Origin of the sequence: Neomicrococcus lactis (assembly GCF_014200305.1) — a bacterium.
GTDB classification, from domain to species: Bacteria; Actinomycetota; Actinomycetes; order Actinomycetales; family Micrococcaceae; genus Neomicrococcus; species Neomicrococcus lactis.
On the sequence record NZ_JACHBL010000001.1, the window covers coordinates 2,119,070 to 2,141,951 of the forward strand.

18 protein-coding genes and 1 tRNA gene are annotated in these 22,882 nt (G+C 59.1%); 12 read left to right on the forward strand and 7 right to left on the reverse strand.

The window, feature by feature from the left end:
* Window positions 1–21 precede the first annotated feature (21 nt).
* Entirely contained in the window at window positions 22–1,335 is a 1,314-nt protein-coding gene (locus BKA12_RS09570) for a carboxylate--amine ligase (RefSeq protein ID WP_338087493.1), read from the reverse strand.
* Window positions 1,336–1,479: 144 nt separating this feature from the next.
* On the opposite strand from BKA12_RS09570, the gene BKA12_RS09575 reads away from it, so the two are divergent.
* Both BKA12_RS09575 and BKA12_RS09580 read left to right on the forward strand, forming a co-directional pair.
* Window positions 1,480–2,019, forward strand: a complete 540-nt coding sequence (locus BKA12_RS09575) for a gluconokinase (protein ID WP_183643099.1) — start codon at window positions 1,480–1,482, stop codon at window positions 2,017–2,019.
* Window positions 2,016–3,419 (forward strand): GntP family permease, encoded by a 1,404-nt coding sequence (locus BKA12_RS09580; protein ID WP_183643102.1) that lies wholly within the window; start codon window positions 2,016–2,018, stop codon window positions 3,417–3,419. The genes BKA12_RS09575 and BKA12_RS09580 overlap by 4 nt, the downstream gene beginning before the upstream one ends.
* On the opposite strand, the gene BKA12_RS09585 is transcribed toward BKA12_RS09580, so the two are convergent.
* The 3 genes from BKA12_RS09585 to BKA12_RS09595 form a co-directional block, all read right to left on the reverse strand.
* Window positions 3,373–4,164, reverse strand: a complete 792-nt coding sequence (locus BKA12_RS09585) for a LysR family transcriptional regulator substrate-binding protein (RefSeq protein WP_183643105.1) — start codon at window positions 4,162–4,164, stop codon at window positions 3,373–3,375. The two genes, BKA12_RS09580 and BKA12_RS09585, sit on opposite strands and share 47 nt — an antisense overlap.
* A gap of 64 nt (window positions 4,165–4,228) precedes the next feature.
* A complete protein-coding gene (locus BKA12_RS09590) occupies window positions 4,229–4,657 on the reverse strand; it encodes a universal stress protein (RefSeq protein ID WP_183643108.1) in 429 nt (142 codons plus the stop codon).
* A gap of 63 nt (window positions 4,658–4,720) precedes the next feature.
* A complete protein-coding gene (locus tag BKA12_RS09595; protein WP_183643111.1) occupies window positions 4,721–5,422 on the reverse strand; it encodes a dienelactone hydrolase family protein in 702 nt (233 codons plus the stop codon).
* Window positions 5,423–5,535: 113 nt separating this feature from the next.
* Here BKA12_RS09595 and BKA12_RS09600 point away from each other — a divergent pair, with 113 nt between their 5' ends.
* Together BKA12_RS09600 and BKA12_RS09605 are read left to right on the forward strand one after the other, a co-directional pair.
* Complete coding sequence (locus BKA12_RS09600; protein ID WP_183643114.1) at window positions 5,536–7,566, forward strand: AarF/UbiB family protein; 2,031 nt, start codon at window positions 5,536–5,538, stop codon at window positions 7,564–7,566.
* A 40-nt stretch (window positions 7,567–7,606) separates the two neighbouring features.
* On the forward strand, window positions 7,607–8,392 hold the full coding sequence (locus BKA12_RS09605; protein ID WP_183643115.1) for a DUF1648 domain-containing protein: 786 nt from the start codon (window positions 7,607–7,609) through the stop codon (window positions 8,390–8,392).
* A 6-nt stretch (window positions 8,393–8,398) separates the two neighbouring features.
* Here the strand turns inward: BKA12_RS09605 and BKA12_RS09610 are convergent, their stop codons facing one another.
* Together BKA12_RS09610 and BKA12_RS09615 are read right to left on the reverse strand one after the other, a co-directional pair.
* Window positions 8,399–8,767: a VOC family protein gene (locus BKA12_RS09610; protein WP_183643118.1), complete on the reverse strand. Its 369-nt coding sequence runs from the start codon at window positions 8,765–8,767 to the stop codon at window positions 8,399–8,401.
* A gap of 289 nt (window positions 8,768–9,056) precedes the next feature.
* Window positions 9,057–10,580: an HNH endonuclease signature motif containing protein gene (locus BKA12_RS09615; protein WP_183643120.1), complete on the reverse strand. Its 1,524-nt coding sequence runs from the start codon at window positions 10,578–10,580 to the stop codon at window positions 9,057–9,059.
* Window positions 10,581–10,830: 250 nt separating this feature from the next.
* Between BKA12_RS09615 and BKA12_RS09620 the strand changes: the two genes are divergently transcribed.
* Complete coding sequence (locus BKA12_RS09620) at window positions 10,831–11,991, forward strand: IS1249 family transposase (RefSeq protein ID WP_183639812.1); 1,161 nt, start codon at window positions 10,831–10,833, stop codon at window positions 11,989–11,991.
* A gap of 248 nt (window positions 11,992–12,239) precedes the next feature.
* On the opposite strand, the gene BKA12_RS09625 is transcribed toward BKA12_RS09620, so the two are convergent.
* Window positions 12,240–12,323: transfer RNA gene (locus tag BKA12_RS09625), tRNA-Leu, on the reverse strand.
* 247 nt (window positions 12,324–12,570) lie between these two features.
* On the opposite strand from BKA12_RS09625, the gene BKA12_RS09630 reads away from it, so the two are divergent.
* Genes BKA12_RS09630 through pknB form a run of 7 tightly spaced genes read left to right on the forward strand, consistent with a single transcriptional unit; the run spans window position 12,571 to window position 22,821 of the window.
* Window positions 12,571–13,461, forward strand: coding sequence for an FhaA domain-containing protein (locus tag BKA12_RS09630; protein ID WP_183643123.1), 891 nt, complete (start codon window positions 12,571–12,573; stop codon window positions 13,459–13,461).
* On the forward strand, window positions 13,458–14,054 hold the full coding sequence (locus tag BKA12_RS09635; RefSeq protein WP_183643126.1) for an FHA domain-containing protein FhaB/FipA: 597 nt from the start codon (window positions 13,458–13,460) through the stop codon (window positions 14,052–14,054). The genes BKA12_RS09630 and BKA12_RS09635 overlap by 4 nt, the downstream gene beginning before the upstream one ends.
* Window positions 14,054–15,763, forward strand: coding sequence for a PP2C family protein-serine/threonine phosphatase (locus tag BKA12_RS09640; protein WP_183643129.1), 1,710 nt, complete (start codon window positions 14,054–14,056; stop codon window positions 15,761–15,763). The genes BKA12_RS09635 and BKA12_RS09640 overlap by 1 nt, the downstream gene beginning before the upstream one ends.
* Window positions 15,760–17,271 (forward strand): FtsW/RodA/SpoVE family cell cycle protein, encoded by a 1,512-nt coding sequence (locus BKA12_RS09645; protein WP_183643132.1) that lies wholly within the window; start codon window positions 15,760–15,762, stop codon window positions 17,269–17,271. Before BKA12_RS09640 ends, BKA12_RS09645 begins: the two co-directional genes overlap by 4 nt.
* A complete protein-coding gene (locus tag BKA12_RS09650) occupies window positions 17,268–18,716 on the forward strand; it encodes a penicillin-binding transpeptidase domain-containing protein (RefSeq protein ID WP_183643135.1) in 1,449 nt (482 codons plus the stop codon). The genes BKA12_RS09645 and BKA12_RS09650 overlap by 4 nt, the downstream gene beginning before the upstream one ends.
* On the forward strand, window positions 18,713–20,680 hold the full coding sequence (locus tag BKA12_RS09655; RefSeq protein ID WP_183643138.1) for a protein kinase domain-containing protein: 1,968 nt from the start codon (window positions 18,713–18,715) through the stop codon (window positions 20,678–20,680). Before BKA12_RS09650 ends, BKA12_RS09655 begins: the two co-directional genes overlap by 4 nt.
* A 14-nt stretch (window positions 20,681–20,694) precedes the next feature.
* Window positions 20,695–22,821 carry a Stk1 family PASTA domain-containing Ser/Thr kinase gene (gene pknB, locus BKA12_RS09660; protein WP_183643141.1) on the forward strand — a complete coding sequence of 709 codons (2,127 nt, stop codon included), beginning with the start codon at window positions 20,695–20,697 and terminating at the stop codon, window positions 22,819–22,821.
* The last annotated feature ends 61 nt before the right edge of the window (window positions 22,822–22,882 follow it).

Here is a 22,882-nt window from a genome sequence, read left to right on the forward strand (position 1 = left end):
AATCGTTGTTGAAGAAGTCGTTTACGAAGTCCGCGGAGGGAACTGGCGGAACTTCCTCACCTGGTTCACGGCGTTCATCGCCACATACGCCCAACGGCGCGGGTGCTTCTCCGCCTTGTAGATGAGCGGGTTCACCACTCGCTTGGCGGAGATCATGCGCTTCGCCTTCTCCCCCACGGGCCCGCGCAAATGCTTGCGCAAGAGCGGCATCGGCAGGACGGTGTAGAGGAGTTCCGCGTTCGCCGCGTCAACATCCCCCACCCGCTGGTAGCTGCCGTTTTCCGTGGAAACCGCGTTGGCGGCGTCGTACTCCTCGCCCAAATAGCGGCGCACGTAAAAGCGCGCCACGTTGTGTCCGGTGGCCGTGACGTAATAGTGGTTACGGCCGAGGCGAGGGTTGAGTTCGAAGAATTTCACTTGGCCATCCCGCGGGTCCAGCTTCGCGTCGATCATGCCGAAGCCCTCCCAGTTGAGCGCTTCGAGCAAGCGGACGCCGTGGTTGATGACTTCTTCGTTGACGCCCGTGACAATGCCCGCGGAGTTACCCAGCACGATCGGCGAGTGCTCTTCAACGACCACCTCGCCGTAGGAAGCAAACGTGACATGACCTGGGCGATCGGCCCAGAACGTGCACAAACGCATGTGGTCATCGCCGCCAGGCACGTACTCCTGCACAATGAACTTCTGCCGGTAGCCAGATCCCGCAATACGACCCAGCAAGGACAGCAAATCACCCTCATCCGTGATCGTGTGGATCTTCTTCTTGCCCTCAAATTTCGCGTGCACCCACGCGGAAGAATCGGCCGGTTTACCGATAAGCGGGTACGGCAAATTCTTGGGCAGCGGCTTCCCTTCGGCGTGCTCCACCATGTCAACCGCGAGCGTTGTAGGGTGCGGAACGCCCAGCTCAGCGCACAGTTCGTAGAAGTTTTCCTTGAGCGCAGCCCGCTCCATGGTGTCAATATCCACATACGGAATGACGAAGTGGTCAGACAGCTGTTCGCGATGGCGCGTAATCAGCGTGACCTGCAGATCCAGCGATCCAAACAGCAGCAGCTTGCGTTCACCGTTCGGGCTGAGGTCGCGTGCAATCTCCTGAAGATGGCGTACGACGACGTCTGCTTCCGTCATGGTTCCAGCGGGGCGGACGACCGTGGCCACCGAATAGTCGAGAACACCGTTGCTCGCGGCAGGAACTACAACACTGACAAAGCCGTAGGCCTCATGAAACTCCCTCGCAAGGGAGTACGTTCCAATATCCCCACCGAGGATGACGGGGACAAACGGCTGATTCTCGGGCACGCGCATGTGTTCCAACTTAGTACTTCCTGGCACTCCCACCCTATTTTTCGCGCACTTGTCGCCCGTGCGAGTTCTCCTGTGAATCGTGTTCCGTGAGTCACGTTCAGGGGCACGTCGTCCACTCGGATCTATATTGATCAGTACGCTTATTCGGCAAGTGCCTAAATAGGAGAAGACATGGATGCCAGTGAACATCTGCACATCGTGGTGATGGGCGTCTCCGGCTCAGGAAAAACCAGTCTGGCGGCATTGCTGTCTGAGCAGCTGGGGTGGCCTTACGCCGAAGCCGACGAATTCCACCCAGCGGAGAACATCGCCAAGATGAGCGCCGGACACGCCCTGACGGACGAGGACCGGTGGCCGTGGCTCAACGAGATCCGCGACTGGATGACCAGCAACTCGGAGCAGGGAACGGGAACTATCGTGACCTGCTCGGCTTTGAAGCACGTCTACCGAAACTTACTGCGTGAAGCTCAGGGACGAGTTGTCTTTGTTCACGTGAAGGCACCGGCCGAGGTGATCAAGGACCGTTTGAATCACCGCGAGGGCCATTTCATGCCTCCTTCTCTCCTACCTAGCCAATTTGCAACCCTCGAGGAACTCTCGACAGATGAAGACGGCTTCAACATAGACAACAACACCACCCCCGCAGACCTTGCGCACCGAACACTCGTAGCTTTGGGGCTTGCAAACGGTGGAGAAGGGACTACCCGATGACCATCGAAGGATGGACTCAAACCCTCGGCCCCACCCCGCTTTTGCTCATTGCGCTAACGGCCATTGTGGTGCTCTTGGTTTTGATCATGAAGTTCAAGATCCACGCGTTCATCTCGCTCATTCTCGTGAGCTTGCTGACCGCTTTCGCGACGCAGATTCCAACGGGAAAGATCGTCAGCGTACTCACCACCGGCTTTGGCAACACTCTTGCAACGGTTGCATTGCTGGTGGGTCTCGGCGCTATGTTGGGCCGCATTGTTGAGCAGTCCGGTGGCGCAAAAGTCATCGCTGACAAGCTCATTTCCATCTTCGGCGAGAAGCGCGCTCCATTCGCCCTCGGTGTTGCATCCCTGATCTTCGGCTTCCCGATCTTCTTCGATGCCGGCCTGGTGGTCATGCTTCCCGTGGTCTTCTCCGTGGGACGTCGTCTCGGCGGATCCGTGCTCTTGTACGGCCTTCCAGCCGCTGGCGCATTCTCCGTCATGCACATCTTCGTGCCACCACACCCAGGCCCAGTGGCCGCTGCCGAATTCTTCGGCGCTAACGCTGGCTACGTCCTGATCCTCGGTCTGCTCATCGCGATTCCAACCTGGTACGTGACGAGCTACTTGTTCGGCCTCTGGGCCGGAAAGAAGTGGGAATTCCCAATTCCCGCCATCTTGGGCGAAGCCGATGCAGAACACGAAGCAAACCCACCTCGCTTCGGCGCCGTCATCAGCATCATGCTGATCCCGCTCCTCCTGATCTTCTTGAACACGGGCCTCAACTCCCTTGCTACCGCAGGCGTTCTTCCTGATGGCAGCAAGGACCAGGTTTGGTACCAGTTCTTGCGCGCGCTCGGTGAGACTCCGGTTGCGCTCTTGATCGCCGTAATTGCGGCTGCACTCGTGCTTGGCCGCAAGCAGGGCATGAGCTCCACCGCGATTCAGCAGGTCATGGAACAGGCTTTGGGCCCTGTGTGTTCCGTCATCCTGATCACCGGTGCCGGCGGCATGTTCGGCTCCGTGCTCCGTACCTCCGGCATTGGCGGCGCCTTGTCGGACGTCTTGGGCAACATGGGCATCCCGCTGATTTTTGCCGGCTTCATCATTGCTGGCATCCTGCGCATCGCTCAAGGATCGGCAACCGTGGCTTTGACCACCGCTGCTGGCCTCTTGGCTCCAGGCGTTGCCGCAGCGGGCCTCAACGAGTTTCAGTTGGCTGCCATGGTGATCGCCGTGGCAGCAGGCTCGGTTATCGTTTCCCACGTGAACGACTCCGGCTTCTGGCTGGTAGGTCGCTTCTTCGAGCTCGACGTCAACACGACGTTGAAGACGTGGACCGTCCTTGAAACCTTGATCGGTGTGATGGGCTTTATCTTGGCCGCCGTCGCGTTCGGCTTGGCTTCGCTCGGCGGCTAGCAGCGTTTTTAGCACCCGATTTAGACCCTGATGCGGCTGAGGCGTTCTTCGCCTTGGCCGCATTTGGTTTTGGCGCGGACTGCCGTTCTTTCCGGGCTACCTTCGCCTGCTGCTCTTGCTCAGTCTGGATGGAAGGTTGCCTTGAGGACGACGCCGTTCGCCCGCGGACAATCCCAATAAATTCGGCCACGAGGGGGTTACTTTCCGTAGCTTCCGCACGTGGATCCGGATTGACCGGGTCCACACGGAGCCATGCGAGGCCCACCGACGTGGTCGGTGCACCTTCAAGAGACTTGGATACAACGTCTTTGCGACGGTGCAGGCGAGCCAGAGACATCGGCATGACCGCCAGTCCTGCGCCCGTGCTGACCAGTTCCATGGTCATCTTGGGGCCGAACTCGTCTGCATTGAAGAAGTTCTGACCCTCAACGGCTTCCGCCGGGACCAGATCGTCGAAGTACTCGATGTCGTGATCCTTCGGCGCACACACCACGCCAACTTCTTCATACAAGGGAATGACGTGGAGCGCGGGCTTGTCATCAGTTGCGACGGCGCTGGCCGGGGACTCCCCGGTCCACCGAATGAACACGAGGTCCGCTTCCCCCTCGACCAACAGCGCAAGGTACGCTGCGGCGTCGTCGTACTGGAAAATCTCAAGCGGATGCTCTTCGAGGCGCGCGCGCCATCGATCGATCCACTTGCCGGGCATGACCCCGGCAACATACGCAATTTTTAGCCCTGCCACGCGGACAGCCTACCTGTGTAGGCGCCCGCGCGGCAGAAACGCGCTGCTAATCAGCGCATGAGAACTAGCTGGTCTTGACGATGTACACGTCGCAAGGAGCGCTGTTGACGACGCCGCTTGCCACGGAGCCAAGCACGCGGCCGAGGCCCTTCATGCCAACGTTGCCGACCACGATCAGCTGTGCGCCAAGAGCTTCAGCTTCCTTCACGAGGCCTTCAGCTGGCTTGCCGTGGATAGCACCTGAGGTGATGTTTGCCCCTGGGTGAGCCTGACGGAGACGAGCAGCAATATTTGCGGAAAGCTTGTTTGCCTGGTCAGCATCGTCAAGGATCCACGTGTCGCTACCGATGTGTACAACTTCGGTGTTGTCCTTGGCGTGTGCGGACACAACGCGCAATTCGTCACCGGTCTTGCCGGCAAGGGCTGCAGCGCGGGAGGCGGCGGCAAATGCGGTGTCGGATCCGTCGACGCCGACAATGATGATGTTGCTCATGGTGCTCCTTTTGAGTGTTTCTTTGAGGGGAAGTGCTTTGGTACTGATCTAGCGAAAATCTATTTAGCTGACATTGTCCTTGAGGAACTGAACCGCGCGGCTCCAAGCCAAGTTGGCTTCTTCTTCGCGGTAATTCCCTTGAGGATTCTCATCATTGTGGAACGCGTGAGGCGCGTCATAGTAGAAATACTGAACTTCGGCCCCAGATTCTTCGCGAATCTGCGCTTCTTGCTTGCGAGCTTCCTCCACTGGGAAGAATCCATCTTGCTCAGCGTAGTGGCCTTGGACCTTCGCCGTAATGGTCTTGAAGCTGTCTGGAACACCCTGCCCAACACCGTAGAACGGCACAGCCGCGGACACCTTGTCGCGAGCCTGCGCGGCGAGCGAGAGAACGAATCCACCACCCATGCAGAATCCAATGGCCCCTACGGTCGAGCTCGTGACTTCGTCTCGGCTCAACAAGTAATCCACCGAGCCAAGCAGCAAACGCGCGCCTTCTTCAGCTGGCAGTTTGCTCATCATCTCGACGGCTTCTTCGCCGTCATGCGCAATCGATCCACCGTAGAGATCCGGTGCGAGCGCCACAAATCCTTGGTCCGCGAGACGATCACAAACATCCTTCATGTGGTCCGTGAGTCCCCACCATTCCTGGATGACGATCACGCCTGGACCCTCGCCAGATTCCGGCACAGCGATATATCCGTGCGCTTCGCCTTCAGTCGATTCAAACGTGACGTTCTGGTGCGGCAACGTTGCTTCAGTCATGCTTAGGGTCCCTCTCGATCGCTCGGTTCCTCGTGACGTATGTCCCATACTAGGTAATGCTGTCCCACTACAGTTAGTGGTGGAGTTGAATTGCCGGTGGGGGAAAGTTTTTTATGAGCGTCAGTAGCCCAATCGAATCGCTGGGTGCTTTGGGATTCACGATCTCAATTTTGCTAGGCGTTCTCTTCCTGATTTTTCAGGTCTGGCTCATTGCCACCCTTGCCCGCCGCATTCTGGGCGTCCCCGTAGGCTGGCCGCGCTCCATCGCCGTTGCCCTCGTGATGTCTCTGGGCTTGATGTTCGGCGTTCAATACATCGTCTTGGCCTTCACCAGCGAAGGCACTCTGACCAATTCAAATGCAGTCCCCGCACTCCTTTTGGCCGGCCTCGCTACCTTCTGGGTGTTCGCTCTAGGCGTTGCCATCCTCATGGTGCTGGAAATTCTGGTTCCCACAGGATCCCTGCCGAATCCCGTCAGTTTCTTTCGAGATTTCAAAGCACGACGACGCCGCCAAGCGAGATACTTCGACATCATGAAGATCGCGGTTCGGTATGGCTTGGTGAGCCAGATTCGCGGTCTCGACAAGAGCCGCGATTCTCACCGAGAGACGGCTATCGCTTTGCGAGAGACGCTGAACGAAGCCGGAGTCACGTTCGTCAAGCTCGGCCAGATGCTGTCCACACGGTCCGATCTGCTCCCACCCGTATACATCGACGAGCTCTCCAAGCTGCAGACCAAAGCCACTCCCGAAACCTGGGAAGACATCAAGCTGGCGATCGAGACCTCTCTCGGCCGTCCTTACGGGACAGCGTTCTCCTCGATCAACGAGACCCCGCTGGCCTCCGCTTCCGTTGCCCAAGTCCACACAGCTATCACCACCAACGGCGACTCCGTGGTCATCAAGGTCCAGCGCCCTACTGCCGTTCGTCAGGTTCAAGCCGATACCGAGATCGTTCTGCGCATCGCTCAGTGGCTCGAGAAGTCGGCTCCGTGGGCGCGAGATCTTGGCCTCGTGGGCATTGCACAGGGCTTCATCGACTCCCTGCGCGAAGAGTTGGACTACCACGTGGAGCGCAACAACATGCTCGCGGTAGCAAGCGCACTCGAGAAGACCGAGGTCCGCGTTCCCCACGTCTACGAGTCCTTGTCCAGCCAACGCTTGCTGGTCATGGAACGTCTCGAAGGTGTTCCCTTGGGCTCCGCGCAACACATCTTGCGGGTCATGAATGACGACCAGCGTTTGGAGCTTGCACGCGAACTCGTTCGTTCCACTCTCAAACAGATCACCGACGACGGCGTCTTCCACGCCGACCTGCATCCCGGCAACATCTTCTTGTCCGAGTCCGGCGAACCCGGCCTCGTGGACTTTGGCTCTGTAGGCCGGCTCGATCCCAACAGCCAGCATGCACTCGCCATGATGCTGTTCGCGATCGACAAGAACGATAACCAAGCAGCTACCGATGCCATGCTCATCCTCTTGGATCGCCCGGAGCAGCTCAACGAGCGAGCTTTCGAGCGCAGTCTTGGTCAGCTCATGGTCCGGTATCGCGGTGGATTCGGCGGTGCTGGCAGCGCAGAAATGTTCACCGCACTCTTCGCCCTGGTGGTGAACCACGGATTCACCGTGCCGCCTCAGATCGCAGCCGCGTTTCGTGCGCTTGGAGCGCTCGAAGGAACGCTCCGGCTCATCGACCCGAACATCGACGTCGTCCTCCTTGCGCGCGGAGAGGGCCGCAAGATTGTCACGTCTCAATTTGGGCCGAAGAAACTGCTCGAGCAGACGGAAATGCGATTCCTGCAAGCGATTCCCGCCCTCTCCGCACTCCCCCGGCGCTTCAACAAGATCACCGAGGACCTTGAACAGGGCCGCCTCTCCATGAACGTCCGCATGTTGGCGCATCCGTCCGATCGCGGATTCCTGAATCGTCTGGTTCAGCAATTGGTAGTGGCCGTCCTTGCCGGATCAGCCACCCTCGCCGCGATTGTGCTGATCACCGCGGAAACCGGTCCGATGCTCACCGAAACCATCCGCGTCTATAGCTTCATCGGCTACGTCTTGCTGTTCATGGGATTCATCCTGGCGCTGAGATCCGTAGTGCTGGTGTTCCATAGGGACATCCGGGGCGAAGATGACTATAAGTAAACTTTTTGTCCATATAACTCCCTTCTAATAGGGTGTTTAGATGAGCGACGCACCCAACAACGCCCTCCCCGAAACTGTTTTCAAGCGCGGGCGGTGGGTTGCGTGGCTTCCATGGATCGTCTCTCTGGCGATCACCGGCGGCGCTTTCCTCTGGGGCGCGTCGGCCTACGATTCAATCTTGGACCCTGTTCCTGTCCACTGGGGCGCTTCAGGCGAAGTGGACGAGTGGGCGCCTAAGTCCTTTGGAAGCGTTTTTGTAGGACCGCTGATTAGCCTGGGAATCTGGGCGTTGCTAGCCCTCATCATCGTTCTCGTAGTGAAGACCTCTTTCCGAGCTCCTAAGACTGACTTCGCTCGGATTCAAAAGGAGGGGTTGAAGCGCGAGATCATCGCGGGGCTAGGCGGAATTGTTCTCGTGATTTCACTTCTGGTGTGCGTGCCGCTGGCGATCGTTATTTCCGCAGCCCAATCCGAGTCCTCGTCCATCGGAACAAGCATGCTTCCATGGGTGATTCTTTTGACGTTCCTAACCTTGCCCGCCATGTTTCTTGGGTTCCTTTATGGAAAGCGCTGGATGGAGAAAAGCATCCGAGAATATGGCGTAATGCCCACTGCCGAAGAGCAGCTCGAGGAATCCAAGTGGATAGCGGGTGGCATCAGGAACGATCCACAAGATCCCTCTATCTTCGTTCCTAAGCGCGAAGGACTGGGCTACGGACTCACGGTGAACTGGGGCTCCCGCGGAGGAAAGATCTTCGTCCTCATCTTCGCGGCACTCACAGTGATTCCGTTGGTTGTTTTGCTCGTCATTTCCCTCGTTGGCTAGGAAGAATCACGCGCGACACAAACAGAACGGGTGACCGGCAGGATCCGCATACACGCGGAAACCTTCCGTCCCATCTTGGGTCGGTCCTCCCAGAGCCGTAGCGCCGTAGCTGAGAATCTCAGCCTCCGCCGCATCTAGGTCTTCGACATAGAGGTCTAGGTGAACCTGGGTGCGCTGTGGACCATCGGGCCATTCGGGTCGCTGATGATTCTTGACCAGTTGCATGCCGAGTTTCTGCTTGCCATCGACCAGGACCGCATGCCAATCCTCATCCCCTCCACGATCGACTTCGCCACCAAGTACCTTGGCCCAAAACGAACTTTCCGTCTCGAGGTCATCCGTGTCCAGCGCGGGAATCATTCCAAGAATCTTCATGCCGCAAACCTAGACCTCACTATCAACACCAATCAAGAGTCTGCATTCACGCCTGACGCTTTCCGGCAGTCGGCATGACGGTTCGCGTGCGGGGGTCACGCCGATACTGACGTGACGCCCCGCGTTCTTTTGTACTGCTTTTCCGGGTCTCTATGTGGTTATCAATTTGCGGTCGCGTCGGCACCATCTGGCAGCCGGGCAAGTCATTGGTGGAAGTTCGCGTCCGGGCTACCCAGACACTGAGTTTTGTTAGATGAGATGTCTACGAGTTCTGTTCCTGAGAGGGTTCTTAGGCGGAGAGTGCTAGCTGGCCAGCTTTTTCGGGGTGGAAGTACAGGTTCCGCATTAGCGGTTGATTCGGGTCTTCATCAAGCGGTGGCTGCCAGTACGGGACGCCATTGCGCATCTGAATGCTCCACGGGGTTTCATGAACCAGATGGTGATGATGAGAACAGACCATCGCCGCGTTCTCCAGCGTGGTCACACCACCTTTGGAGTATTCGTGGACGTGGTGAGCTTCGCACCGATCCACACCCCTTGTGCATCCGGGGAAAGTACATCCACGATCCCTCGCATACAAGAGCTTTCGTTGCTCCGCGGTGAAGAGACGCTTCCTAGAACCCGCATCAACCACTTGCGACGCCGAACCCAAGACCACCGGGATCAACTCCGCATTACATCCCAACTGGCGGATCGAAATCGGATTCATTGGCCCCGAATGCACGGCATCGGACCGGAACAGCTCATGCGTGGTCAGCTCACTCAGGAGTGTCTTATGGTCAATATTCACCACAACCTGTGGTTGGTAGCCACCATGACGGGACAACTTCCCCGTCGAAAGCGCAGTAGTGACCGCATGCATGAGTCCGTCGAGGCGTTTCTGACCCAGACTGCGGTCATCCTTCGGCGGCTCGACAGGCTTACCATTCTCATCCATCGCCCGCGGGACCTCCACACCAGCAAAATCTAAAAGTGGCTCCCGGCCGTCATGATCCGGAGTTCGTGGGTTCACCTCCGGTGCGACGGCGGTGAGGAATTGCTCCTGCTGGAGTTCATCGAGACAGAAGGTCCATTCAAAGAGGCCCATCTTCTTGCCTTTGAAGAACGCACCCTGAATCTCACGCTTCACCTCACGAGTGGGAAGAACACCTTGAGCATCGAGCTGGTACTGCCAGACCCGCACCTGACGCTCCATCGCTGTGGGAGTCCCCGACACCGCAATACCCACGAGATCACTCTCGACTTTTCGCTTGAGAGCTTCCGCTTCTTCACGTGTTGGTGAGAGCTGGTCAATAGCGGGTTGAAGGCGTTCCAGGGCGCTCATGATTCGGGCAGCGACCCCAACCGTGAGCAGGCCTTGAGCGAACGCGTCCGCAACAGCGGGAGCAACAGCTTCAGACACCGCATGTGCGACGTCCAAGCGTTTCTGCACCTCGGCAGGGTTCACATGCAACACCTGCGACAAACGATCCGCCGCACTCCGGAACCTCGACCGGCGCGGAGTGAAAGTTTGGGAGTCTTTTAACTCCTGCACCACGGACTCCATCCGCACCGCAGCCTTCACTTGCAGGCGCCCAACCTGGTGGGAAAGTTCCTCCACCCCGGCAGCGAGATGATCCAACTCGCACGCACCGGTAGCCACACCATCCACCGCCAACACGAGGGCATCAATCTGGTTATGCACAGACACCACATACTCACGCAGCTCAGCCACAGACAGGCGGCTAACATCAGTGGAAATCGCAGGGACGCGGCTAGAAGGAACAGGGCTCGAAGGATCAGGTTTCAGGAGGGCTGGATTCGCTGTTTCCATACCCCCACACTATGCGTGACCTCTGACACTTAGAATCAACAGTCTTCGATTGTGGATAAACATTCGAACTATCCACAAAGCCCGGAATTGTGGGTGAAAAACGGGCGCAAGACGACAGACAAACGCAAGCTGCGCCGTCGTACTTAAAGTAGGGTTATAGGACATTAAAGTGTGTCTGATGGGGCTTGGTTGCCTTTATCGGCGCGGCTAAACGGGTGTTGGCATACTTTTCGTTGTTTATTCGGGAAGCGTGGTTGACAACGAGCGTTTATGCGTCCTGTGTGGTGGCGGGCTGAAAAGGAACGGTTCCACGAGTGCTGGAGCTACCAGGTATCGCTGTAAATCGTGTGGCGCGAGTAGTTCTGAACGGATACAACGCGTCGACGTGCGTCGACGCCACGAGCTCTCCCGATTCCTGGAATGGCTGCTGGGAAACAAGACTCAATCCCAAGTCGCTCAGGGCGTGGATCCACGCTCGTTTCGTCGCTCCACACACTGGTGCTGGAACATTACTCCCGCGATCGAGGTCACCGGAGAGATCTATCCGGAAGTCCAGCTCGACGGCATCTATCTCGGTTCCTGGTGTTGCTTGATCGCGATCGCTGGCGAACACGTCATCGGTTATCAATGGTGTGACACGGAAAAACGCGTGGCGTGGGAACAGCTCCTAACTCGTTTCCCCGCACCAGATTTGGTCGTGATTGATGGTGGTTCCGGGCTGGCATCCGCGCTGAAACATTGCTGGCCCGAGACCCCTGTTCAACGCTGCCTGGTGCATATTCAACGCAACGTGCGCGTGCTGATCACGATGCGCCCCCGCACGACCGCGGGCCGCGAACTACGGGCTATTTCCCTTGCCCTGACACGGATCACGAGCCAGGATCAAGCGCGTGCATGGCTACTTGCACTCAACCAGTGGCACGGAAAACATCACCAGATGCTGAACGAGAAAACCTACCGTTCGCACCACCGTGGTTCGCTGCCGCAAAGCGTGAGGCCGCACCAGCGCTGGTGGTTCACACACGACCGGCTACGCAAGGCCTACCAACTCCTCGAGCGCGCCAGCCAACAAGAAGTCCTGTTCACCTATCTCAAAGACGAGCACCGCTCACGGAACGCCTCATCAACAACGAACAGGATCGAAGGAGGCATCAACGCGCAGCTACGCAATCTTCTACGCAACCATCGCGGACTGACCCCTGAGCACGCTAAACGAGCCGTGGAATGGTTCCTCTACAAGCACTCCCAGAACCCAGCACCAGCCCACCAACTCATCAAAAAAGAACACTACGAGCCCGTCGCCTACACGCAAGAAATCGAGGAACACATCGGACCCGCAGAACTCGGAACAGGACTCAACGCAAACGAAGGACTCTGGCACCGAAAAGGATGGGCCGGCCGCGCCTCCTAAAAAGACACGCCCGACCCAGACACACATTTATGTCCTATAACCCTTAAAGTACGTAAGGGAGTTAAAGGCGAAACCCCCAGCTAGGGGGACCAGCTGGGGGTTTCTATCATCACTCGCACCTTTTGAGGTACCACCAACGGTACTGGCCCTACCTGAGCAAAAGCTGTACTGCAGTAGGGAATTTGGCGGGAACCGCAGAAGGAAAAAAAGAAGGCCCAATCGAAAATTCGATTGAGCCTTCCATACTGTGCGCGAGGCGGGACTTGAACCCGCACGCCCTTGCGAGCACTGGCACCTGAAGCCAGCGCGTCTACCAATTCCGCCACTCGCGCGCAATCCTCAACAACACCTAACAACGTACATTAGGGACGTGAAGCGTAGATAATCATACTTGGGGCTCATGCACTACGCCTAATCGACGTGAATAATAGAAGGCTCCCCACCTTCGGCGCGCAGTGAGTACGGACAAACACAACGATTTAGTGACAGATTTCCACAATCCTAGAAAATTGAGAATGTCCCACAGACCAGTCACGTAGGATCGGAAAAAGCTGTGCGGATCTAGAGGGAGGAGAGCGTATGGGACTTGTAGACAATGTAGAGCGTGGTCTCGAGAAGCTCGTCACGAGTGTGTTCCGTGGTTCCACTCAAGGCGGCATCAAGCCGGTAGAGATTGCCAGCCGTCTGCGCAATGAGATGGACGCGCGCTCGTTCGCGCTCTCGCAGGGTCGTACGCTCGCGCCCAATAATTTCGATATTTTCTTGTCTCCTGAGGACTTTGCGTCCGCGAAGGAGTGGGGCCCCACGCTCGCCGAGGAACTGTGCGACGTCGCCCTAGATCACGCACATTCGCAGTCCTACACGTTGCAGGGTTCGGTTCGCGTTTCCTTCAAGAAGCGTCGGGACACGCGCCCCGGCCATATCCTCATTCAGGCTTCGATATCCAAGGATGGCGAAGCGGAAGTTCCCGCGCCGCGACGCAATGATCCGCCTGCACCGACGTACGCTCCCCCTGCGCCGCGCCAGAACCGTCCGCAAAGCCAGCCACAAGCGGCCTCCCCGGGTCCTTCTCCGCAGCCAGTGCGACCACAGCAGGTTCACCCACAGACAGTTGCAGCGCCGCCGGTTTCCGCCACACGCGCTCCAGAGCCTCCACGCACGCAGCCGGTGATCGAAGTTAACGGCAAGCGCTTCGCTATCAACGCGAACGCCATCACCATTGGCCGTTCCAAAGAAGCCGACATCACGGTGGATGACGCCCGCGTCAGCCGCAAACATATTGAAATCTTCCGCGACACGAATGGAATTTTCGTGGAGGATTTGGGCAGTACCAACGGGACAAGCGTCAATGGGTACAAGATTGATGGACCGGAGGAATTGCTGGATGGCACGCACATCATGATCGGCAGTACCCGGATCAACTTCCGGCTCATGCCGGATACGCGTCGCGCTTCAGGAGGTGGTCGATGAGCGAGCTAGCCCTTCTTGCTCTCCGCTTGGGCTTCTTATTGCTCTTGTGGATTTTCATTTTCACGATCATCGGTTCCATGCGCCGTGACCTCGTGATTGGTCGCCGCAACAAGGTCCGCCAAGCCACCGCCGCGGAAGTCGGTTCGCCGAATACGCGCTCCGTTCCCATGGGACGGTCGGCTGCCGTGGGCGCCGGCGCTAGCGGTTTCCAGAACGACGCCGCAGCTCCAGCAGTTGCGGATTCTGCCGGAAGCGCCGGGGTCGCCCCGGGCGCCCCTGCTCCGGTTCGCACGCCGCGGGCCGCGCCGAAGACCTTGGCAATCGTCGAAGGCCCTCTCAAGGGTCGAGAGTTCCCTCTCGCCGCGAGCCCATTGCTGTTGGGACGTGCTCAAGAAGCCAGCGTTGTCCTCGATGATGACTACGCATCTGGCCGCCACGCTCGCTTGTATCCGCAGGGTTCCCATTGGTTCCTTGAGGACTTGGGCTCCACGAATGGAACGTTTGTGGGAGATGAGCGGTTGAGCCGCGCGCAGAGCATTGATCCTGGTCAGCGAATTCGCATTGGCAAGACCGTCATGGAGCTGAGGCCTTAATGCCACTTGCGCTCCGCTTCGCGGCTGCGTCCCATGTGGGCCGCATTCGCTCTAAAAACGATGACTCCGGTTACGCGGGTACCTATCTTGCTGTCGTTGCTGACGGCATGGGTGGCCATGTAGGCGGCGATGTCGCTTCGGCTTCGACGGTGCTCGATCTCGTGCACCTCGATCAGCCGCACCATGCGGACGCAGAAACCATTCTTCCGGACGAAATTCAGACGGCAAACACCATTCTGAACGAACTCGTGAACCACAATCCCAAACTTCAAGGCATGGGAACCACGGTCACCGCGCTCTTGCTCACGGGAGACACTTTCCAGTTCAGCCACATCGGCGACTCCCGCGCTTACCGACTCAAAGACGGCAAGTTTGAGCAGGTCAGCAAGGACCACACGTTTGTGCAGCGACTCGTCGACGAAGGACGCATCCGCCCTGAAGAGGCGGAAACGCACCCCCACAAGAATGTTTTGATGCGCGTTTTGGGCGACTCTGATGCGAGCCCCGAACTCGATATCGCGCAGATTCCCACCGCCCCCGGTGAGCGCTGGCTGTTGTGCTCAGATGGTCTCAACGCGTGCGTGCCCGAGGTCATGGTGGAGCGCATTGTTCGCGGCACCAAGGACCTGCAAGAGGCAACGGATGACCTCATCGAGCTCACGTTGCAGCGTGGCGCCCCGGATAACGTCACGATTGTCCTCTTCGACGTCGTAGATGAGACCGCTGACGATCAAGCCTTCAAGGACCTCTTGGAAGAGGCGCGAGCTGACGACTCGCACTTGCTTGATACCGGCCAAATCCTCATCGCCGCCAGCGGATCCGATGTTGAAGCAAGCGCGGCTCTGCTTCGCCACCAGATGGCAACGCGTCCGCACAAGCTCGTGGGTGCGGCCCAGTTGGCCACGGAATCCGGGCTCATCCCGATCGTCACGCAGCGCTCCGGCGAGCGCCGTGCCGCAGAACTTCTCACCCACAAGTCAGAACAAGCACGCCAGGAGCAGCTCGCGAGCATCCAAGCCGCCGAGCTGGCCTACGCCAACGACAGGTCCAAGGCACGTGCCGAAAAGGTGCACGGCCGTTTGGCAGGCGTTGGTGCGTCCAACATCTTGGGCGATGGCGTGGCTGGCGTGGGACGCCGTTCCATCATGCCGCGCTGGCTGTTCCCGGCCTTCTTGGCGTTCATGACCATCGTGGCAGTGGTGATCACCTGGTTCGCTTACTCCTGGACGCAAACTCAGTACTACGTGGGCAATTACGCCGGCAAGGTGGCGATCTTCAAGGGCGTCTCCCAAGAACTGGGACCCCTGAAACTCTCACACTTGGACACGCCTACTGACGTTCCACTGGACGTCCTCCCCGCCTACACGCAGCAGCGCATCAAGAACGCTCTGCCTGCGAGGGATCTTGAGCACGCTCAAGAAATCGTGGGAGAACTCCTGATCACCGCACGCCAGACGTGCCCTGTCGTGGCGCCTACGCCAAGCGACGGAAGTGCTTCACCGAGTCCGTTGCCGAGCTACTGCTCGGACAGTGGCTCCATTGAGGCGCCATCACTTGAGTCGCCGACCCCAACTCCGACCCCCACTCCTTCACCCTCCACCTCGAGCAACCCGACGGCACCAAGCACCTCGCCGGCGCCCGCGACCTCACCTAGCGCCCCTACGACGACGCCGGCAGCGGCCGCAACTCCAGCCGGAGGCCAATCATGAGCAACATTCAAACCAATCCGGTACCTCGCCGAAATCTAGAACTCGTCCTGCTGTTCATCGCCTTGGTGGTGAGCATCGGCGCCAACTGGATGGTCGGCATCGCAAACCAGAACCAGATTGACCAGAAGTTCATTGCTCAAGGTGCCGTGCTGGCCGGTTGTGCGCTGGCAGTTCACGTAGTGCTGCGCATTTGGGCGAAGTACGCGGATCCCTTCATCTTGCCGGTGGTCGTCACGCTCAACGGCTTGGGCCTGGCCATGATTCACCGCGTGGACAACGCGATCAATACGGAAGCTGCCTCGAGCCAGCTGATGTACACAGGCGTTGCCATGGCCGCCGCCGTGATCACTCTGTGGGCCATTCGCGACCACCGCATCTTGAGGCGCGGAACCTACATCTTCTTGGCTGCCTCTGTGATCTTGCTCTTGCTTCCGCTCATTCCGGGCGTGGGCATGGAAATCAACGGCTCACGCATTTGGATTGCGGTAGGTCCGTTCACCTTCCAGCCAGGCGAAATCGCGAAAATCACGCTTGCGCTCTTCTTCGCCGGTTACCTTTCCAGCAACCGCGACCTCATTCTCTTAGCCGGCCGAAAGATTGGCCCCCTCCAGTTCCCACGCTTCCGCGACATGGGTCCCATGTTGATTGCATGGGCCGTGAGCATCGGCGTGCTGGTGTTCCAGCGTGACCTCGGCTCCTCCGTCCTTTTCTTCGGCCTCTTCATGGCCATGATCTACGTGGCCACGGGACGCATTTCATGGATCGTCATTGGTCTAGGACTGGTGGCAGTGGCCGGCGTCTTCGCCGTGAACTTCATGAATCACGTGCAGTTGCGCGTCGACGCATGGATCAACGCCTTCGACCCAGAGATTTACAACCGCCAATACGGTAGCTCCCGGCAGATTGTTCAAGGTCTCTTTGGCCTCGGCACCGGTGGCATGACGGGAACCGGCCTCGGCGAGGGAAGCCCTCGCTTGGTGCCCCTCGCGAACTCGGACATGATCGTGGCCGTACTCGGCGAAGAACTGGGACTCATCGGCATCTCAGCCATCATCATGTTGTTCGTCATCCTGGTGAGCCGTGGCATCCGTGCCGCACTCGGTACTCGCGACGGCTTCGGCAAGCTCCTCGCCACCGGCTTGAGCTTCACCTTGGCCCTCCAGTGCTTCGTGGTGATCGGCGGCGTGACCCGCTTGATCCCGTTGACTGGTCTGACCACACCATTCATGTCCGCTGGTGGTTCAGCACTGCTGTCCAACTGGATTATCGTGGCGCTCTTGCTCTTGGTCTCCCATAACGCGCGCCGCCCAGTGACCACGTCTGGACCACTCACGGCCGACGAAGCCCTGCGCGTCAAAGAGTTCAACCAGCGCAGCGCACTCGATGCCACGCCTGAACCGGAGCCGGTGCGCACCAACAGTTCGAAGGACAAGCCAACGCAAGCTGCGGCGTCGTCCTCAAAAAATAATTCCGGCTCCAAGCCCGCAACCGAAGGAGGCAAAGCATGAATCAGGCCATTCGAAACATGTGGATTGCCGCGGTTGCGCTCTTTGTAGTGATGCTCGGAAGTCTCACGTACGTGCAGTTCTTCGCCGCGGCGGATCTCAATGCGAACCCGCTCAACACGCGTCAGCTGTACCGCGAGTTCGACCTTCCACGCGGCGCCATCCTGGTGGATGGCAAGCCCATTGCCGAGTCCGTCGCGAAAGAAGGCGGCGACTTCAAGTACCAGCGCAAGTACCTGGAACCGGAGCTTTACGCCCACATCACGGGCTTCTACTCGCTCGCCTACGGCACCCGTCACCTCGAATCCACGCTCAATAAAGAACTAAGCGGGCAATCGGACAGCTTGTTCTATGACCGCATGGTCAACCTGATCACGGGCGGCACGAGCGAAGGCGCCTCCGTGGAACTCACGATCGACGGCGACCTCCAGAAGAAGGTCTACGACGCGCTGCCTGACGGCAAGCAAGCCACCGCGATCGTGACGGATCCGAAGACCGGCAACATCCTGGCGATGGTTTCCAAGCCAAGCTATGACCCCAACTTGTTGGCCGTCCACAGCACCAGCCAAGCCACGGCCAACATGAACAAGATCCTTGAGACCACGGGTCTGTCGCCGAACATCAACCCTGCAGTGGGACACCTCATTGCCCCTGGTTCCACGTTCAAGCTCATTCCATTGATCGCATCGCTGGAATCCGGCAAGTACAACGTGAATGACACGTATGACAACCCCACGCAGATCACGCTGCCGGGAACCAATACGTCGCTCAGCAACTTCCGCGAAGGCATTTGCTCGCAGCAAACCACGGCTGATCTGAGCTTCATCATCGCCCAGTCCTGCAACACGCCTTTTGTGACCATGAGCCAGAACGTGGGCGAAGAGGCCATCCGTGCCACCGCAGAGCGTTTTGGTTTCGGCAAGGACCTGCAGATTCCGATGCGCGTCACGGCATCCGTCTTCCCGGATGACATCGACGCCGCGCAGCTCGCAATGAGCTCGATCGGCCAGTACAACACCAAGGCCACCCCGCTTCAAATGAACATGGTGGCCATGGGAATCGCGAATGATGGCGTGGTCATGAAGCCAAACATCATCAAAAAGGTGACGGCCTCTGACTTACGGGTTCTCCAGGAACCGAAGCCCGAAGAATTCAGTACCGCTACCACCAAGCAAGTAGCGGATCAGGTTACCGAGCTCATGCGCCAGCCCGTGGAGAGCGGAACGGCCAGGAAGGCGGCAGTCGAAGGCGTCGACCTCGCCGCCAAGACCGGTACAGCAGATATTGGTACCAGTGGTTTGGTCAATGGTTGGATTACCGGCTTTGCGCCGGCAGATAATCCCCAAGTGGCCGTTACGGTTGTAGTAGAGCGAGTTACCTACGACGAAAGCCGCGGTACTTCCAGTTCAATCATGAAGAAAATTCTTGAGGCGGTGTTCAACAAGTGAGGCCAACATCTGGGATCACGCTCGGCGGACGGTACAAGCTGACCGAACGTATTGCGATCGGTGGCATGGGCGAGGTCTGGAAGGCTCGTGATGAGATTCTTGGTCGCATCGTGGCGATCAAGATCCTCAAAGAGGAGTACACCGGCGATTCGGGCTTCTTGGAGCGCTTCCGCGCTGAAGCGCGCCACACTGCGCTCTTGAACCACCCGGGCATCGCGAATGTCTTTGACTACGGCGAAGAGGCCGGTTCCGCGTATCTCGTCATGGAATACGTGGCGGGTCCGCCGCTGTCTTCCACGATTGAGCGCGAACGACAGCTTTCGCCGGACCGTACGCTCTCCGTCATTTCGCAGACCGCCAAGGCCTTGGCGGCCGCTCACGCGCGTGGCCTGGTGCACCGCGACGTGAAGCCTGGCAACCTGCTCATGCTGGACGATGGCCGCGTCAAGATCACGGACTTCGGCATTGCCCGACTCGCAGATCAGATTCCGTTGACCGCCACCGGCCAGGTCATGGGTACGGCCCAGTACTTGGCGCCGGAGCAGGCAACCGGTCAGCAAGCCACGGGCGCCTCTGACATCTACTCTTTGGGCATCATCGGCTACGAGTGCCTCGCGGGACGACGTCCGTTCACCGGCGAGTCTCAGATCGCCATCGCGCTGGCACAGGTCAATGATCCGCCGCCAGCGCTTCCGGACTCCATTCCGGCTCCGATCCGCGCCCTCATCATGTCGATGCTCGCGAAGGATCCGACGAACCGTCCCGAAAGCGCGCTGAAGTTGGCCGAAGCAGCGGATGCCATCCGCGTTGGCGACACGCAGCGAGCAATCGCCGCGGTTCCCGGCATGCTCTTGGTGGACGAGCCCATCACGGCTCCAGGCGCCACCGTAGAGCCGCAGACTGCTGCGACGCAGGCTGTCTCTGAGATCCCTCGCAGTGACGATTCCTCACCGAAGACCTCACCGAAGACCTCCGCGTTGCCCGTGACGGGTGCAGCTGCTGCTGGTGTCGGTGTCGGCGCTGGTGTCGGCGCCGCCGCCGCCGGAGCAGGCGCTGGTGACGGAATCTCTGCTTCGCGCAGCGAAAGCCAGTACGCATCCCAGCGACGCTATCACCCGGATGATTCCGAGCAGGACGCACCGGCCCCGCTTGCCCAGGGACGCTCCCGCTGGACGTGGCCGCTCGTTGCGCTCATCCTGCTGGGCATCTTTGCGCTCTTGGGTTCGTGGCTGTGGCCGATGCTGACGGGTGCGAACTCTTCGCCGTCGTCCTCAAGCACCGCGATCTCGACGTCCTCATCAGCGTCTTCGAGCACGTCATCATCGGCGTCCTCCTCTACGTCTGCATCGTCTAGCGCCTCCTCGAGCGACACCTCGAGCGACACCTCGGTCACTATCTCTTCGAGCCAATTCGTCGGCATGCAGCTTGAAGATGCCTTGACGAAATTGGACCAGTTGGGCCTCAATGGCACTACCCAGAGCCGTGAAGACGCCGACACCACGGAGAACACGGTCCTCGCGGTGAGCCCCACGGGCGCTCTGCAACGAGGCAGCACGGTCACCCTCACGTACGCGGTTCCGCCTGTGGACGTTGAGGTCCCCGCGCGACTCGTCAATCAGCCAGAGGCCGATGTTCGTAGTGCCATCACTGAACTTGGTTTGAAGGCCGTCAAGGCGGGCGAAGAAGCAAGTGATACGGTTCCCGCCGGATCGGTGACGCGTGTGTCGCCATCCTCCGGAGAGACCGTTGCTCAAGGTGGCACGGTTCAATACTGGGTCTCCACTGGCCCGGCAGCGCCGTCCACCCCTGCTTCCTCCTCCGCAAGCACTTCGGAAAGCGCACCTGCGAGCTCGACTCCAGCGGCGTCGTCGTCCTCTCCGTCCTCAGCCCCCTCGGCAGAGAACGGTAAGGGCCCCAAAGTGGAGCCAGGAAAACCATCCGCTACCGAATCCGCGGGTTCGTAACTCCTGAACATGTCATGAATCCATCTACGCCACAGCCAACAGTCTTGAACGATCGCTACGCCATCAAGTCATTGATAGGACGCGGCGGGATGGCTGATGTCTATTTGGCGCATGATGAACTCTTGGGACGCGAAGTAGCCGTCAAGCTACTGCGCCGCGAAACCGCAAGCGATCCCATGGTGGTGACGCGTTTCCGGCGTGAGGCGAAGGCCGTGGCTGGCCTGAACCATCACTCAATCGTTCAGGTCTATGACACGGGTGAACAAAAGCGGCTTGACGAGGGCAATCAAGAACTCAAAGTGCCGTTCATCGTCATGGAATACGTGAAGGGACGCACGCTTCGAGAGCTGCTTCGCGCTCGTGAAGTGACGGTTGAGCTCGCGGAAGAATACACGCGTGGCGTGCTTTCGGCGCTCGAATTCAGCCACGCCAACGGCATTGTGCACCGCGACATCAAGCCGGCTAACGTCATCGTTACCGGTTCCGGTGCCGTGAAAGTCATGGACTTCGGCATTGCCCGCGCTCTCGCCGATGCCTCCGCGACCGTGACGCAGACCCAAGCGATCGTGGGAACCGCGCAGTATCTGTCTCCCGAGCAAGCACGCGGCGAAGCGATCGACCTCCGCAGCGACATTTATTCGGCAGGTTGCTTGCTCTTCGAGCTCGCCACGGGCCGTGCGCCGTTTGTGGGTGAATCCCCGGTATCCATCGCTTATCAACATGTGGGTGAACTGCCCGTCGCGGCGTCTTCCCTCAATCCAAAGATCTCACCAGCCCTCGATGCGGTCGTCGCCAAGGCGTTGGAAAAGGACCCTGACAAGCGCTTTGATTCGGCGATGGCCTTCGATGCCGCCCTCGAAGCCGTGCAGTCTGGCTTGCCGTTGCACGATGTCCTGGTGCTCATCGGCTCGGCCGAGGCTGGCTCAAAACTCAGCGATGAGGCCGACTCACCCGAAGACACGCGAACCACCGGCATGTCCACCACCGACGCCGGCGAACCGACAGCCGCGATGACCTCCCTTTCGGCATCGCTCGCTGGCGCACCTGCCGCCGGAGCTTTCGGCGCAACCTTGGCGGGCACCGATTTGGTGGACACTGAGCGAGCAGAGTACGTGGACAGTTCAGATTCCTCGGAAGCCTCGCTGTTGGGCTCTTTGGGAGAGGACGACGACGATGCCAACGACGGTCGCCTCGACTCCGAGCGCGATCGCCGGTCTCCTAGCCGCGGACCATGGGTAGTGATCTTCACGCTCTTGGCCCTTGCACTGCTTGCTGTGGGTGCGTTCTTCTTCTTGCAGTGGTCTCAGGAGCAACAAGCAGCTAACGCCTCTGTTCCCATCCCGGCAGTCGCCGGAATGTCCCAGATCGATGCACAGAACAAGCTGATTCAAGCGGGATTCCGGCCACGAACCGAAGAGCGGTTCAGCACCGAAGTTCCGCGGGGAGAGGTCATTGGCACCGAACCGCCAGCGGGATCGAGCGCGCGAATCAGCACCGACATTCTGGTGCTGCTCTCCAAGGGCCCCGAGAACGTGACGATTCCGAAGGACATTGAGGGTCAATCGGAAAGCACTGTGCGAGATCGGTTGTCCAAGCTCAACCTCACGGTAGATGACCAAGTGGAGCACGTGAACAACCCCAACATTCCTTCAGGAATGCTGGTGAAAACCAACCCTGGCCTTGGCGAACAAGTCCGGGCGGGAACGTCCATTGCCATCACCTTGTCCACGGGACGCGTTGACGTGCCTCGAGTCATCGATATGTCTGAGGCAGAGGCCAAGAAGGCACTCGAAGCCGACGACTACAAGCTCAACGTTCAGGTGCGCACGGTGACCCGTCAGGGCGTGACTCCAGGAACTGTCGTGGCACAGGTCCCCAACGAGGGCGAGTCGATCGATCAAGGCGGAATCGTGACCATCGATGTGGTCCGCGCGCCAACACCTGTTCAGTCGCCAGCCACCAAGACGGTCACTCAGACGTCGACGCCACCGCCATCGAGTTCTTCGGCGGCGCCGAGCTCCAGTGCGGCACCGAGCTCGAGTGCGGCGCCGAGCTCCAGTGCGGCACCGAGCTCGAGCCCTGCTCCTACGCCAACCCCTACGCCGTCACCATCTGACGATCAGGGCGATAACCAGCAATAAAGATAACCAGCAGTAGGTGGGCGCCAGTCGAAGTTGCCGCCGACTGGCGTTGGCCTTTGGC